We start from the raw sequence: 15,581 nt of genomic DNA, 5'->3' as shown, positions 1-15,581 counted from the left end.
ACCGTGATTAGGTTGGCTCCTTATCGGTGGTTTTTCGCTGAGTTCTTAATTATGATCAATGCGCAGCCCCCGCGGCGGCGGCCAGGCTTCCTCTGCGCCGCTGGTACAAGTTGTTGCCGATCAGCGCGGCGATAATAAGCAGCGTTCCGCCGACGTCGTACACCGTCATCTGGTGTCCTTGCAGCAGCGTAATGATAAACGTCGTCACCGGGACGAAGTTGATAAACAGGATGCCGTTAATCGGCGTCAGCAGCTTGATTCCGGCATTCCAGCTGATCAGCGCCATCAGACCGGCGACAATAATCATGAAGCTGAGCTCGTAGCCCGTGGACATTATCGTTTGCGCCGAAGGAGCGTGCAGCACGCCGAACGCCGTCAGCGTAAGAACGATAACGGCCGACGTGGCCGTGCCCAGGACGCAGGTCAGCGTAGAGTACCGCAGCACCGACCAGTCTTTGAACTGGCCGCCGCCGATCGTATAGATAACCCAGCCGAGTACGGCTGCAAAGATGAGCATGACCGGAAAGGCGCCGCCTTGTACGAAGAAAGCCCCGAGATCCCCTTTGGTAATAACCATAAAGCATCCGATCAGCGCGACGACAATACAGAGAATGGTCGGCGCTTCGGGCCTGCGCTGTTTATATATCCAGAGCACCAGTACCGATAAGATCGGCATGAGCGCCTCCATGACCGAAGCCAGAATGACGCCCGAGGTCCCCAGTTGATTTTGTCCCCAAAAGATCAATAGATTATAGACGGTAAAGGCCATGGTGCCGAAGAACCACAGCTGTTTGGCTTTGCCTTCGAAGCTCAGCGCTTTGCGGCCCTCCTTCACCCACAGCAGAATGAGCAAAATAACAGAAACCGAGGAATAGCGAATTAATGTAAAGTAAAAAGGATCAAGTCGCGTAAACGCGCTCTCGGCTACGGGAAACATCGCTCCCCACGCTACGCTGGCTAACAGGCACATGAAGGCGCCCTTCATGACGCGGTCTTTACTCATTGCAGTCATCCTACTTTCTTCCATTTTGATGCGAATCACACGATGTTTATCATATTGCCAAATTTATATCATGTAAAATGATTGAAAATGATGAGTAACATCATTACTATTGATATAAATGGAGTGGCAGAAAGGGAGCGGGATTGTGGACATCAACGATTTGAAAATATTTCAGACGGTGGCCGATCACGGCAGCGTCAGCAAAGCGGCAAAAGAGCTGAGCTATGTGCAGTCCAATGTGACGGCGCGTATTCAGCATCTGGAGCAGGAGCTCGGAGCGACGCTGTTTCACCGCCACCGCAAAGGCGTGGCGTTAAGCTCGGAGGGGCGCAAGCTGCAGGAATATACGCAAAAAATTTTGCGGCTGATGGAGGAAATGAAGCAGTCGTTCCACGACTCGGAAGACCCGTCGGGCCCGCTCCTCATCGGGACGGTCGAGACGGTGTCCAGCCTGCCAGAGCTGCTGTCCGGCTACTGCAAGCGGTACCCGCGCGTCGATCTGTCGCTGGTTACGGGCGTGACGGAGCATCTGATGAGCGAGGTGCTGCAGTATCAGCTCGACGGGGCGTTCGTCACCGGACCGATCCGCCACCCGGATCTGGAGCAGGATCAGCTGGTCGAGGACGAACTCGTGCTGATCGCCAGAGACGACGAGGAGTTTGCCGCGCTGGAGCAGTGCGTCGACAAGACGCTGCTCGTGTTCCGCAACGGCTGCGGCTACCGCGCGAGATTGATGCTGTGGCTTGCGGAGCAGGGCGTCGCTCCTTCCCGGGTGATGGAGTTCGGTACGCTCGAAACGATCCTTGCCATGGTTTCTTCGGGGCTCGGCATTTCGCTGGTGCCGAGATGGGCGGCGGCTCGGCTGGAAGCGGCCGGAAACATTCGCTGCTTCGAAATTCCCGAGGAGTACAGCCGCATCACGACCGTCTTCATCCGGCGCCGCGAATCGCAGGTCAGCGGCACGATGCGCAAGCTGCTGAACGCGGTTCATACCTTCCGCGATACAGGAGCTGCTGCGTCGGCCGCAGCGAAATAGACGCAAGGCATGCGCGACGGGGCGTCATGCTCAAAAGCGCCGTTCCCCGGAGCCTAGCGCATCAAGCTGTGTAGCTGATGCGCAAAGCCGGGAGAACGGCGCTTTTTTGTTGTTTAGGAAATGATGCGCAGCAATTTCCTGTGGATATCCGTGGGCTCCCCCGAAAGGAAAGTCTACCCATAGAACGATCCCAGAGGAATGGTTAGACGCCGATCCAGCTTAGGCTGGATGCGGACGGAATAAGCTTCAGAGCATCACGTCACTACCCTGGAAATTACTCTTGGTACCCCATTTCCATTGTCTGTGGTGCCGCGTCGGCGGCATGGATGGCTTTTGGGGGATTTGTTCCGGAAACATACGGCGGAACCTCTATCGGCGACAGGTGCCGCAGAGCCGGTTCCGCCGTTCAGGGAAGCTAGGCATGGAAGCCGCTAATCGCGACGACGGCGGGCAGCGGAGCGCGGTCGCCCGGCCGATTCGGCCAAGCTCCGGATGATGGCGCGGATTCCCCTGGCTCCGGCTGCTGCACGGACAAGAACAGCGTCCTCTCATCCGGAGCGAAGCTTTGGCCGGCAAAATGTGCGCTGCCCGGTGCGGAAGCGAACTGAAGCGCAGAGCCGCCCTGTTTCTTTGACGCGGGAAGAAGATACAGCCCGTTGTTTTTGAACGCGGCTATCGTGCCTTGATTCAGCTTGTCCGCAGGCATGTCGGAAGCCGTCCACAGATTGCCGTTGCTGTCGAACGACATGGATTCCGGGCAGCTGTAGCCGCTTGAGCTTCCTCCGGCGGAAGCGACGTCGAAATCGAAGCTGTCCGCTCCCGGATCGCCGTTCTTCTCGATCACGCGGTTCATATAGCCGTGAATATTGCCGTGGCGGGCGTGGCTCGTATGGGATACGTATAGACTGCCGTCGGACGGATGGAGCGCCAGTCCGGCAGGGCGGTCGGTAGGAGTGGCTCCCAGAATGACTGCGGCCTCATGGGCATGCGTGAGCACGTCGGCTTGCTCCCGGAATAGGTCCGTCAGTGTTTCTTTTCGTTTATTCAGCGGGCTCGGCACCCGGAAGTCGCTGTCGTCGAGCGTCCGGCGTACGGCTTCGATAGTCAGCTCAATCCATTGGCCTTTCTCCAAGTCGGCGGCGTACAGCTTGCCTTCGGTCAGCAGCTCTGCGTTCGCTTTCCCCGCGGAGGCGGCGTAGGTTCCTTTGCTGACAAATTTGTAGATGCACTCATGCGCTGCCGATCCGCCCATATAGACGACCACGCGGCCGTTCTTGCTTAAGGTCATGGCCGCCCCGCCGTGCTGAAAGCGTCCGAGCGCCGTATGCTTGCGCAGCTGGAACGAGCGATCGCCTGGATGGCCCTCCCATATCCAGCCGTAATGCGTCTGGTCGAGCCCGGTATCGCGGCCGATCGCCCCGAACCGTCCTTCTCCGCAGAGAACGGTGCCCCACAACGTCTGCACTCCCGATCCGCACACGACCGTTCCCTGCACTGTGGCGGCGCCGTGAACCGATTGGGAGCCTCTGGCAGGCCCCGTCAGCTCGAACGGATCATAGCCGGTGATTCTGCGGGCATTGGCGGATTCCGTGTCCATCTTCCAATCGCCGTCCTGATCGCGATAAATTTCGATAATGGAAGCACCTTGGTTGGCAAGCGTCGCTTTTATCTGCGCCAAGCTGAGCTGCCCGTCCGTCCGTCTGCCGTTGTGCGGCCCGTGATGGTCCGACGCGTGGTTGACCCATAACAAACCTTTCACATTAGATCCGTCGATGGGAAAAAAGCGGGTAAACGAGCTGCCGTACCCGAACACATCCCCTTTCGGATTGATCGAATCCCCGTATGCCGCCAAGACGTGGGCTTTGAAGCCCTTCGGCAGAAGCAGCTCGCCGTTTGCGGCCGGCTCGATAGGCTGGAAGGCGTCGGTAATTTTATTCGTTTGCAATGAAAATAACGCATCCGCGGCAAAGGCTTTGCCCTGAAAAGCGCCCAAGCCGGAGGAGGCGGCTACGATAGCGGCGGCGCCGGTGCCGAGATAGGCGAGGAAGGTTCGGCGGGAAATCGGTTTTTTTTCGCTCATGGGTCGCTCCTTATGTATGCATAATCAAATTTTCCTTACATTTGCGAGTGCGAATCGATAGACGCGAATCAATAGATTCGATGATAATAGTTTAAAAATAGCATAAATTGTTTTTACATGGAATGGGGGAGCCGCTTGTTTAAAAATTTGATAAAATCTTTAGCCTAGACTGGGCGTTTCAGCACTTCACGGTGATGCCCAATTGTGATATGTTAAGTTTGCTAACAGCGAAAAAACGGACATCATTTTCACTGGAATACATAAGTAACGGGGAGCCGCCATGCTGCAATTAGTAGAAGCCGCTGTACACGATGAGACCTTTTTACTAGAATTGTACGTCAGCACGCGAAGTGAAGAAGTCAGCGGCTGGGGGTGGGGGACGGAGGAAATTCATGCTTTTCTGGCCATGCAATTTCAGTTTCGGCAGAAGTCGTATGCATCCCGCTATGCGGAGGCGAAGCCGCAGCTTGTCATGCAGGACGGCCGGAGAATCGGCGTTTTGCTGGTAGCGAGGGAGACGGGCTTCATCGTTCTGGTCGATATCGCCTTGCTGCCGGATGCGCAAAACCGGGGAACCGGGACGGCGCTGCTGCAACTGCTGCAGGAGGAAGCGCAGGCATCCGGAAGGCCGATCCTGCTGCACGTGCAGAGCGCGAGCCGGGCGAAATCGCTGTATGAACGGCTGGGGTTCCGGACGACGAAGGCCGAAGGCGTATATGATGAAATGCAATGGAAGCATTTTCATAAAAGGTAAGGAGGCAACGGGTGTTGAGCAAAGATTCGCTAGCCGATTTTCAAAGCGTGTTATACAGCCGATTTCAAGCGGAGAGCGATTCGGGGCCGGTTGAGTTGAAATTGACCGAGGTCGAGGTGAAGCAGGCCTCCCCTCAAGCGGAGCAGTTTTCTCTGCTGCTTAAAGGGCCGGAAGCGCCGTTTTTGCCGCAGCAGATGTATCGAATGAACCATGAACAACTGGGCGAGCTGGACCTGTTCATGGTTCCCGTCGGCAAGGGAAAGGACGGATTTTTGTACGAAATTGTGTTCAACCGGCTTGTTACGGGATAATTAGCGGCCGCAAGGCAGGGAGGATAGATCATGGGTCAGCCGTATGTGGGGGAAATCCGGATGTTTGCAGGTAGCTTCGCCCCGGCAGAATGGATGTTTTGCGAGGGTCAGCTGCTATCCATTAGCGAATATGAAATGTTATATTATTTAATCGGGACGACGTACGGAGGGGACGGCCGAACGACATTCGCCCTTCCGGATTTGAGAGGGAGAATTCCCGTTCATCAGGGAAACAACGCAGGGAATACGTACGTGCTCGGACAGAAGGCGGGAGTAGAGCAGGTGACGCTGGTATCGTCCCAAATGCCTGCGCACGGCCATGACGCTGCAGTTTGGACCGAGCAGGGAACGACGAATATGCCTGACGGCGCGATATGGGCCAATTCCACCCTCGATCAGTTCGGAGGCGGCTCGCCGGCGGGAACGATGCATCCCCAAGCGCTCGGTTTGTCGGGAAATAACATGCCGCATGACAATCTTATGCCTTATTTATGCGTGAATTTTATTATTTCATTGTATGGCATATATCCGAGTCAGGGCTGAAGTATAGATCGATTCACGATTAGAAAAGAACAGGAGGCTGAGCTTGATGTCGGAACCGTTTTTAGGGCAAATCGCCTTGTTTTCGTTCCCGTTCCCGCCCAAAGGCTGGGCACTGTGTAACGGGCAATTGCTGCAGATTTCGCAAAATACCGCTTTGTTCTCCATCTTGGGAACGGTCTACGGCGGGGACGGCGTCAGGACGTTCGCCCTTCCGAACCTGCAGGGGAGGGTACCGATCCATACAAGGGAAGTGCCTGGGGAAAGCACTATTACTCTGGGCATGGCGGCAGGGGAGGCGTCTCATACCTTGACGATCGGCGAAATGCCGACGCACACGCATGCCGTTACCGCGAGCGGCGATACGGCCACTTCCAAAACACCGCAAAACAATCTATGGGCCAAAACGGCCGTCAGCTCCTACCACACGACTTATAACGCGCGAATGAGCGCGGCTGCCGTCAAAACGGCCGGCGGAAGCCAGGCGCACGAAAATATGCAGCCTTATTTGACTTTGAACTTTTGCATTGCGCTTCAAGGAATTTTTCCTTCAAGAACCTAGGAACGGAGGATGACGAATGGACCCGTTTGTTGCGGAAATTCGCATATTTGCAGGTGATTTTGCGCCCAAAGGCTGGGCTTTGTGCAACGGGCAGCTGTTATCGATTGCGCAAAACACCGCCTTGTTTTCCCTGCTGGGCACCACATACGGAGGGGACGGGAAATCAACCTTCGCTTTGCCCAATCTGATGGGAAGGGCACCGATGCACCCCCGCCAAGGACCGGGCCTAACGCTCCGGAGCCCTGGGGAATCCGGGGGAAGCCAGACGGTAACCTTGCTTAACAGCCAACTGCCCGCGCATAACCATGAGGTTTATTACGGGCCGCCCGCCGATAACAATCCGGTCGAAGGCTCACTGTGGGCCGCCACGCCCGGGCGGGTTACAGGACAAGCTTACGGAACGGGAGACAACAAGCCGGCCATGAGCCATGAAGCGCTGCTTCCGGCGGGAGGCAATCAGCCGCATAATAATATGCAGCCTTATTTGGGGCTTAACTACATCATTGCTTTACAGGGAGTGTTTCCTCCTCGAGGCTGATGAGCAGGCGAACCAATACTTTAGAAAGAAGGAAACCGGATGGATGACGTTTCAAGTCGAACATCGGATGACAGGCGCTTCTTCACTGGGTTTTTCCGGGGGCTGGCCCTTTGCTTGGGCATCGTCCTCGTGCTTCTGTTATCTTCATTAATTGCGCCCGCTTATGCTTCGGCGGCTCCGATAGAAGTCAATAATTACTCCGATTCCGCGGGTAATTGCGATACGCCGAATCAATGTACGGTCAGGGCGGCCGTTGCCAAAAGCAACGCCGCGGGCGGCGCGAACACGATTGTCCTGCCTGCCGGCACGTATGAGCTGGAATCGGGGCCGCTGCTGATCGACAGCAGCGTGACGATCATCGGGGCGGGCGGCGATCCCCAGGGCGACCCGAACAGTACGGTGATCAAGCCGAAGGCAGGGACGACGGCTAAGAAAATCATCGATATCAACGCTTCGGCAAGCGGTGTGTACGACGTGACGCTAAACGCTTTGACGATCAGCGGCGGCGCCGCGTCTTATGCGAACGGGGATTCGTACGGAGGCGCGGGCATCTCGGGTTATATCGCTTCCTCCGGCCGCATCACCATCGATAATTGCATCATTAGCGGCAATACGGCGACGGGCAATGATTTGTACGGCGGCGGAATGAACATAGCGGGCGAGCCCGGGGGCAAGCTGACGATTCGCAATACGGTTGTCAGGAATAACCAGGCCGATCTTAAAGGCGGCGGGATGTTTCTCGAGGGCGACTTCGATGTGGATATCAGCCGCTCCTTCATCGACGGAAACATAGCGAAGAACGGCTTGGGCGGCGGTCTGGCTCTCGTTCCGACGGCTGCTGCGCTGGGGAGCGTGAAGATCGACAGCAGTACCATTTCACGCAACCAGGCTGATGGAAAGGATTCCGCGAACAGCGGCGGGGGCGGGATTTATTTGAACCGGCCCGCGGCGATCACAAATACGACGATCAGCGGCAATACCGCCAAGCGCAACGGCGCAGGCCTGCTCGTGCTGCATTATTCGGGGACGACAACGATCCGGCATGCTACGGTCTATAACAATCAGGCGGACGGAGCAGGCGGCGGAATTGACTTGGAGCAAGGTGCCTCCGTTATCGATAATTCGATCGTTGCGGGGAACTTGGCGGCGGGAGGCAATCCCGGGAATGTCGGGGGAAGCGGCTCGTTCGACTCGTCCAGCAGCTCCAATCTGTTCGGTCTCGGAGGATCGGGCGGATTGCAGTCCGGTGTGAACGGCAATCAGATCGATGTGAGCGAACCGGGGCTGCTGCCGCTCGCAGCGAGCGGAGGCATCGGCGAAACTCATGCGCTGACCGCGGCCAGTCCGGCCAGAGGAGCCGGAAATAACGCGAAAGCGGAGCTGTTCGATCAGCGAGGGTTCCCGAGGAAAACGGGCAGCCGTGTCGATATTGGAGCCGTCGAAGGACTGCCCGATCAATCGATTCCTCAGGGGACGACGCTTCAGATCCCGCTGACGCTCGGAGACGAAGCGCAGGTGGCCAACGTGACGGCAGCCTCCCCGGTTTCCGCGCTGCTTCCTGCGGGAAGCATTACGGTAACGGGGAGCGGGGCTTCGCGTACGATCACGGTGACGCCTGCGGCGGACAAGGGCGGAAACGCCGTCATTACGGTGCAGATGGACAGTCTGGCGTCGGGCAAGCCGCAGTCGGTGAGCGCTTCGTTCACGCTGACGGTCGTGGCCCCTCCGGATTTATCGATTGCGAAGTCGCATACGGGCTCCTTCACGCAAGGATTGCCGGGGCTTTATACCCTGACCGTCACTAATGAGGGACAAGGTCCGACCGCCGGAGCCGTGACGGTGACGGATGCGCTGCCTGCGGGGTTAACCTTGGCGGGGCTAAGCGGCAGCGGCTGGACTTGCGATACTGCGGCGAAGAGCTGCACCCGTGCCGATATATTGAACCCGGGAGCCAGCTATCCTGCGATTACGGTAGCTGTGCAAGCGGCGGCCGACGCACCGGCGAATGTGGTGAACACCGCCTCGGTGTCGACTGCCGGGGATGCAAATCCCGGGAACGATACGGCGGAGGACCCTACCGTTATTATCGGGGTGCCGAATCTTAAGATCGCCAAGTCGCATGCGGGCGGCTTCGTTCAGGGCCAGAGAGGCGCCGCGTATACTATCGCGGTGAAGAATGAAGGGCACGGAGCCGCGGCTGGCGTTGTAACTGTAACGGATACGCTGCCTGTGGGGCTTACGCTAAGCGCGATGAGCGGAACCGGTTGGACCTGCGACGGCGCAAGCTGCACCCGATCGGACGCGCTTGCGCCGGGGGCCGCGTACCCGGATATCACGGTGACGGTCGATGTCGCTGTTAACGCGGCGCCGATCGTTATCAATACGGCGGCTGTGTCCGGCGGAGGCGATACCAGCCCTGCGGATAACAACGCAGCCGATCCGACAATAATAGCTCCGGCAGCCGATCTCACGATCAGCGTCGCGCATGCCGGCAGCTTCACGCAAGGCCAGATCGGCGCCGGATATGTGCTTACGGTGAGCAATGCCGGCGGCGGCGCCACGATCGGAACGGTGACGGTCAGCGAGACGCTTCCTGCCGGCATGACGCTCGCAACCATGAGCGGGCCGGACTGGACCTGCAGCGGCGCAAGCTGCACAAGGTCGGACGCGCTTGCGCCGGGAGCCGGCTACCCGCCGATCCTTGTTACCGTGAACGTAGCGGAGGATGCGCCGCCGAGCCTCGTTAACGCGGTGAGCGTATCCGGCGGAGGGGAGTACAATACGGCCAACAGCGCTGCTGAAGACACGACGGCGGTGAAAGCGAAGCCGGTCATTGACGATCCAAGCTTGCACGCAGGAACCGTAGGCATTGCATACGCTCCCGTACAGCTTGCCGCAGCCGGAGGAGAAGGGGCTTATCAGTGGTCGATCGCTTCCGGATCGCTTCCTGCCGGATTTACGCTGGACGGCTCCACCGGACAGCTCGGCGGAACGCCGACGGCAAGCGGTACGTTCGCGTTCACGGTACAGGCGGAGGACGCGAACGGAGTGAAAGCCGTGAAGGAGCTGACGTTGCTCATTCATCCGCCGTTGACGATTGAAACGGCTTCTTTGCCGGAAGCAACGGTTCGGACGGCGTATTCGCAGACGCTCCGCGCGGCGGGCGGCAGCGGAACGTATACCTGGTCGGTGACGACCGGATCGCTTCCTGCCGGTTTGACGCTCGACGGAGCGACCGGCGAGCTTGCGGGAACGCCTGGAGCTGACGGCACGTTCCCTATCACCGTGAAAGTAACGGACGGAAGCGGCGTAACGGCGCTGCAAGCGCTGATGCTGAAGGTGAATCCGGAGCTGATGCTGAACGCGACGAGCTTGCCGGAGGGGACGGTCGGCGAGGCTTATCCGGAGCAGACGTTCAGCGCGGCTGGCGGTAACGGAGTCTACACTTGGTCCATTGCCGGCGATTTGCCTGCGGGTCTCAGCTTCGATCCGGCCACGGCGAAGGTCAGCGGAACGCCGGCCGCTGCGGGAACCGGCAGCTTCACTGTCAAGGTGACCGACGGCAACGGCGCGGCCGCAACCCGGGATTACACGCTGAAGGTGAATCCGGGGCTTGCTATCCGAACGGCGGCGCTGAAGGAAGGAACTTTATCCGCGGCGTATGCGCAAGCTTTGGAAGCGGAGGGCGGCAGCGGAGACGGCACGTACTCATGGTCGGTTGCCGCAGGCAGCCTGCCGGACGGTCTGACGCTTGCCGGATCGGAAATTAGCGGGATACCGGCCAAGGAAGGCGCCTTTACGTTCACGCTGCAAGTGGAGGACGGCAACCGTGTCGTCAAAACGAAAGCATTCACAATTCAAATCGCCCCGGCGCTGATCTTGGCATCCCCCGTATTGCCGGAAGGCACGGCTGGCGTGCCGTATCCGGCCGCGGCATTCCGCGCGCAAGGCGGCAGCGGCGTCTATACATGGTCCTTGACAGGTACGCTGCCGGACGGTCTCGTCTTCGGCGCCTCCACACAGGCGATCGAAGGGACGCCGGTAGCGGAGGGCACGGCAAGCTTTACGATCCGCGTGACCGACGGCAACGGAGCGGTCGCCGAGCAGAATATGACGCTGAAGGTCAATCCTAGGCTGCAGCTAGTTGCGTCGCCTCTGCCGGAAGGCACGGCGAACGCAGCTTATCCGAAGCGGTTGTTCACTGCGGAGGGCGGCAACGGCGCTTATACATGGTCGCTGGACGGAACGCTGCCGGAGGGACTTTCGTTCGGTACGGAAGTAAGCGGAGGCACGGTGGCTGGAGCGGTTTACGGAACGCCGGTCAAGGCCGCCGACAGCAGCTTCACGATTCGCGTGACCGACGGCAACGGCGCGACGGCATCCCAAGCGTTAAGCTTAAAGATTCATCCGCCGTTATCCGTTGAAGCTTTGGCGGCGCCGGACGGTACGGTAGGGCAGCCTTATCCGCAATGGACCTTGTCGGCGGAGGGCGGCAGCGGCGTCTACAACTGGTCGGCGGAAGGCGATTTGCCGCAGGGACTTACGTTCGGGACGGCGAACGGATCGGTTAACGCCGCCGTCTACGGCGTGCCCGTCGAAGCGGGAACATCCGGCTTCACGGTGAAAGTAACCGACGGCAGCGGAGCGGCGGCAAGCCGCAGCGCGACGATTCGAATCGATCCGGCGATATTCTTCGAAACATCGGGTTATACGGTGAAAGCCGGACAGCAGCAGCAAACGGTGCTGAACGGGAAATATTCGGATACGTTAACCCAAGAAATCGCCGACGGTGTGACGTATCGGATCGCCGATTCGTCGATCGCCGCAGTTAACGGCTCGGGGGCCGTTACCGGATTGAAGAGGGGAACGACAGTATTGCAGGCCGTGTACGGCAATCAAACGGCGGCAACGGAAATTCGCGTCGGTTCCGAGCTGGAACGGCTGACCTTGTCGCAGCCGTCATATCGGCTCGGAGCGGGTCAGACTCAAGCCGTTCAAGTGACGGCGCATTATTCCGACGGCGAGCTGAAAGATGTGACGGACGCGGCGATCTATTCCTTCGACAAACCGGATATCGCCCGGATGGACGGGCAAGGGGTATTGAAGGGACTGCGCGCGGGAGAGGCCGTATTATCGGCCGGTTTCGGCGGGCAGACGGCCACGGCGGCCGTCGTTGTTGAAGCGGAGCCGGAGCCTTCCGGCGGCATGACGATCGCCTTCGGGCAACCATCCTATGAGATGCAGGCCGGGCAAGCTCTGACTACGGTCGTCTCCGCAACGTATGAAGGCCGCATGTATCCGTTGACGCAAGGCGTTCATTTCCGGACGGAAGACCTGAAGATTGCGACCGTTGATGCCGGCGGTAAGGTGTTCGGAGTCGGCCCTGGGGCGACAGTACTGAGCGCAACATATAGTTACCTCGGCGAGACGCTGACGGCTCAGGCCGTCGTTCATGTCATCGGCGGCGGCGTACGGATTGAGGAGCTGCATTTCGGCGCAGCCTCGTACGCTCTGCGCGCGGGACAGCAGCAGTACGCTGCGGTGACGGCGAAGCTGTCGGATAACAGCGTGCTGGATATAAGCGATCTGGCAACGTATACGGTGCGGGATGCGGCTATTGCGAAGATCGGCAGCGGCGGGCTGATCACCGGCTTGCTTCCGGGCGACACGGTGATCACGGCGACCTACGGAGGGCAGTCGGCCGAAGCTGCGCTGGTCGTCGTATCCGCCAACAGCGGCTCGCGCCGTCCGTCCTCGTCTTCCGGTGCGGCAACGCCGGAGACGGACTCGGAGTATCCGGTGAACATTACGCCGGGGGACGGAACGGTGCAAACGGTCATGATTTCCGCGGATGAAATAAGCAGCGGCGCAGTTCTGCTGCAAACGGCGGGAGCTTCGGGAACCGCTGAGCTGACGGCGGATGTCATCCGGGACATGCTATCGAGAAATGCCGATCTCAAAATCGTCTTCCAGACGGCAGCGGGCGTCATCGAGCTCCCGCTGAAGGAGATAGACCCGCAACGGCTGGCCGGCCAGCTTGGAACCGGCGATGCGGACGGGCTCAAGATCCGTATCGGGATCGGCGAGCCGGATGCCCAGACGAAGGGACGACTTGCCGGAGCGATAAGCGCGCTCGGGAGCACGGAGCTGGCTAAGCCGCTTGTCTTCTCCGTTCGCGAAGTCGATGGAAAAGGCAATGAAACGGATGCGACAGGTTTAACCGGCGTCATCATTCGGATGCTTCTATTGACGGATGCGGTGAACTCGAATACGGCTGCCGGAGTCCGTTGGGACTCGGCGGCGCAGCAGCTTCGGTTCGCGCCTGCCGCGTTCGAGCCGTTTGGCGGCAATTCCGCTGCCAAGCTGAACCTTCAAAGCCCAGGCACAGGCATCTATGCGGTGCTGGACACGCCTGTGAAGTTCGGTGATTTAAGCGGCCATTGGGCCCGGGAGACGGTCCAAATCCTCGCGTCGAAGCTGATTGTCCAAGGCCGCTCCGAGGGCAGCTTCGATCCTGACGGCACCGTGACGCGCGCCGAATGGGCGGCGCTGCTGGTCAGAGCGCTTGGCCTAGGCGATGCCCGGGAGAAAGCGCCGTTTACCGATGTCGACGGCCAATGGTTTGCCGCGGCGGTAAACACCGCCTACCAGGCGAAGCTAATTGACGGTTACGAGGACGGCTCGTTCCGTCCGGATCGAACCGTGACTCGCGAAGAGCTGGCGGTCATGATGACGCGGGCGATGGCCTATATCGGGATGAAACCGGCAGGCCAGGAGAAATCGGCCTTTGCCGATGAGCCGCTGATCGCGGATTGGGCTAAAGCGTCCGTGGAGCAGGCTGCACGGGCCGGTATCATCGAAGGAGATCAGCAGCGGATGTTTCATCCGGGTCAATCGGCAACCCGTGCCGAGGCTGCGGCGATGCTGTACCGGCTGCTGAAGGCAGCGCAATATTTGTAACGAAGCTTGGCGCAAGCCGGTTCGGGAGGGCAACGGCCCCCTGAACCGGCTTGCCGCTTTTCCGGCGTCCGCCGCGGCGCAAGGAATGGAATGCTTCCTGAAGAAGCAAAATATAGAAGGTTTTAATTTTTTTAAAAATTAATTGACCATTGTCATATTTTGTAGTTGAATTAGCGGCGCCGCCCGATTATGCTATATGCTGTATATTATATGGAGATATCGCAGACTCGCCCGTTTCATTGTGCGGAGCGGGCTATGTTTATTTTCCAAGAAAAGGGCACTGGGACGAGAGGCGAACGAAGGAAGATAGGGAGTGTTCTTTTTTGAAGCAGGAGAAGCTGCATAGAGGGCTGAAAGCCCGGCATATGACGATGATCTCGCTGGGGGGATCGATAGGAACCGGCTTGTTTCTGGCAAGCGGCGGCGCTATTTATACGGCAGGCCCGGGAGGAGCTTTGCTTGCTTACTTGACCATCGGCATTATGGTTTATTTTCTCGTTACGAGCTTGGGAGAAATGGCTACATACATGCCTGTATCCGGCACGTTCAGCACGTATGCGACCCGATTCGTCGATCCGGCCTTCGGCTTCGCGCTGGGGTGGAACTACTGGTACAATTGGGCGATTACGATTGCCGCCGAGCTGTCGGCCGCAACGCTAATTATGAAATTTTGGTTTCCGGACAGCCCGTCTTTTGTATGGAGCGCATTGTTTTTGGCGCTGATGACCGCGTTGAACCTGCTGTCGGTCAAAGGCTACGGGGAGACGGAATTTTGGTTTGCGCTAATTAAAGTCATTACGGTCATTATCTTTATCGCGGTCGGCCTGCTAATGATCATCGGCATCTGGTCGCAGCCGCAAGCGGCGGGGTTCCATAACTGGACGATCGGCGACGCGCCGTTCCACGGCGGCTTTCTCGCGGCGCTCAGCGTCTTTATGGCGGCCGGCTTTTCCTTCCAGGGGACGGAGCTGGTCGGCGTAGCGGCGGGCGAGAGCGAGAATCCGCGGGAAAATGTGCCGCGGGCGATCCGAACGGTATTTTGGCGCATACTGCTGTTCTACTTGCTGGCGATCCTCGTAATCGGTCTGCTTATCCCTTATACGAACGAAAGTCTGTCGAGCGACGCCATCACGCAGAGCCCGTTCACGATTGTGTTCGAGAAGGCCGGCCTCAGCATGGCTGCGTCGGTTATGAATGCCGTCATTTTGACATCCGTTCTGTCGGCGGGCAACTCGGGCATGTACGCGTCGACCCGGATGCTGTGGGTGCTGGCGGAGGAAGGCAAGGCGCCGCGCTTCTTGGCCAAGCTGTCGCGCCGCGGAGTTCCCGTCTTTGCGCTGCTGGCGACCGCGATTCTCGGCATGTTCGCGTTCTTGTCGTCTTTCTACGGCGACGGCCTCGTCTACACATGGCTGCTGAACGCGTCCGGGATGTCCGGTTTCATCGCCTGGCTCGGCATTGCCGTCAGCCATTACCGTTTTCGCCAAGCGTATTTGGCTCATGGCAAGTCGCTGAAGGATTTGCCTTACCGGGCCAAGTGGTTTCCGTTCGGTCCGATTTTGGCGGCGGTGCTTTGCGTCGTCGTCATTATCGGGCAATGCATGGAGGCGATTGCCGACGGCCGCATCGATTGGGCTTATTTATTCGCCTCCTATATCGGCATTCCGCTATTTTTGGCGATTTGGTTAGGATATAAATGGAAATATAAGACGAAGGTGCTGAGTCCGGAAGACTGCCATTTCGCAGAGACGGACGAATAAGAGGAAATAACTCGGCGGCAAAATAGCGCATGGGCGG

General features: G+C 58.7%; 10 protein-coding genes. 8 read left to right on the top strand and 2 right to left on the bottom strand.

The genetic code is table 11. The features are described from left to right. Positions 1-55: 55 nt before the first annotated feature. A complete protein-coding gene (locus tag SK3146_RS17065) occupies positions 56-1,003 on the bottom strand; it encodes a DMT family transporter (RefSeq protein WP_249866122.1) in 948 nt (315 codons plus the stop codon). A gap of 145 nt (positions 1,004-1,148) precedes the next feature. On the opposite strand from SK3146_RS17065, the gene SK3146_RS17060 reads away from it, so the two are divergent. Further along, entirely contained in the window at positions 1,149-2,039 is an 891-nt protein-coding gene (locus SK3146_RS17060) for a LysR family transcriptional regulator (protein WP_249866332.1), read from the top strand. 415 nt (positions 2,040-2,454) lie between these two features. On the opposite strand, the gene SK3146_RS17055 is transcribed toward SK3146_RS17060, so the two are convergent. Next, the gene (locus SK3146_RS17055; RefSeq protein WP_249866121.1) at positions 2,455-4,119 is read right to left on the bottom strand and encodes a PhoX family protein; all 1,665 of its coding nucleotides are present in this window, start codon (positions 4,117-4,119) and stop codon (positions 2,455-2,457) included. A gap of 280 nt (positions 4,120-4,399) precedes the next feature. Here SK3146_RS17055 and SK3146_RS17050 point away from each other — a divergent pair, with 280 nt between their 5' ends. From SK3146_RS17050 to SK3146_RS17020, 7 genes are all read left to right on the top strand, one after another. Beyond that, positions 4,400-4,873, top strand: a complete 474-nt coding sequence (locus SK3146_RS17050; RefSeq protein WP_249866120.1) for a GNAT family N-acetyltransferase — start codon at positions 4,400-4,402, stop codon at positions 4,871-4,873. Positions 4,874-4,884: 11 nt separating this feature from the next. Then, positions 4,885-5,184 carry a DUF6916 family protein gene (locus SK3146_RS17045; RefSeq protein ID WP_249866119.1) on the top strand — a complete coding sequence of 100 codons (300 nt, stop codon included), beginning with the start codon at positions 4,885-4,887 and terminating at the stop codon, positions 5,182-5,184. Positions 5,185-5,214: 30 nt separating this feature from the next. Next, positions 5,215-5,727: a phage tail protein gene (locus SK3146_RS17040; RefSeq protein ID WP_249866118.1), complete on the top strand. Its 513-nt coding sequence runs from the start codon at positions 5,215-5,217 to the stop codon at positions 5,725-5,727. Between the two features lie 46 nt (positions 5,728-5,773). Further along, a complete protein-coding gene (locus SK3146_RS17035) occupies positions 5,774-6,286 on the top strand; it encodes a phage tail protein (protein WP_249866117.1) in 513 nt (170 codons plus the stop codon). Between the two features lie 16 nt (positions 6,287-6,302). Continuing rightward, positions 6,303-6,824: a phage tail protein gene (locus SK3146_RS17030; protein ID WP_249866116.1), complete on the top strand. Its 522-nt coding sequence runs from the start codon at positions 6,303-6,305 to the stop codon at positions 6,822-6,824. A 39-nt stretch (positions 6,825-6,863) separates the two neighbouring features. Then, positions 6,864-13,784, top strand: coding sequence for a putative Ig domain-containing protein (locus tag SK3146_RS17025; protein WP_249866115.1), 6,921 nt, complete (start codon positions 6,864-6,866; stop codon positions 13,782-13,784). 365 nt (positions 13,785-14,149) lie between these two features. Continuing rightward, the gene (locus tag SK3146_RS17020) at positions 14,150-15,544 is read left to right on the top strand and encodes an amino acid permease (RefSeq protein ID WP_249866331.1); all 1,395 of its coding nucleotides are present in this window, start codon (positions 14,150-14,152) and stop codon (positions 15,542-15,544) included. Positions 15,545-15,581: the final 37 nt, after the last annotated feature.

This window comes from Paenibacillus konkukensis, from assembly GCF_023523925.1.
Taxonomy (GTDB): domain Bacteria; phylum Bacillota; class Bacilli; order Paenibacillales; family NBRC-103111; genus Paenibacillus_S; species Paenibacillus_S doosanensis.
The sequence above is the reverse complement of the archived record's forward strand: the minus strand, read 5'-3'. Positions and strand labels throughout refer to the sequence as shown.

Excerpts from the sequence above, each read along its gene's own strand:
- SK3146_RS17065 (WP_249866122.1), bottom strand. The coding sequence starts at position 1,003 with ATGAGTAAAGACCGCGTCATGAAGGGCGCCTTCATGTGCCTGTTAGCC.
- SK3146_RS17055 (WP_249866121.1), bottom strand. The coding sequence starts at position 4,119 with ATGAGCGAAAAAAAACCGATTTCCCGCCGAACCTTCCTCGCCTATCTC.
- SK3146_RS17050 (WP_249866120.1), top strand. The coding sequence starts at position 4,400 with ATGCTGCAATTAGTAGAAGCCGCTGTACACGATGAGACCTTTTTACTA.
- SK3146_RS17040 (WP_249866118.1), top strand. The coding sequence starts at position 5,215 with ATGGGTCAGCCGTATGTGGGGGAAATCCGGATGTTTGCAGGTAGCTTC.
- SK3146_RS17035 (WP_249866117.1), top strand. The coding sequence starts at position 5,774 with ATGTCGGAACCGTTTTTAGGGCAAATCGCCTTGTTTTCGTTCCCGTTC.
- SK3146_RS17030 (WP_249866116.1), top strand. The coding sequence starts at position 6,303 with ATGGACCCGTTTGTTGCGGAAATTCGCATATTTGCAGGTGATTTTGCG.
- SK3146_RS17025 (WP_249866115.1), top strand. The coding sequence starts at position 6,864 with ATGGATGACGTTTCAAGTCGAACATCGGATGACAGGCGCTTCTTCACT.
- SK3146_RS17020 (WP_249866331.1), top strand. The coding sequence starts at position 14,150 with ATGACGATGATCTCGCTGGGGGGATCGATAGGAACCGGCTTGTTTCTG.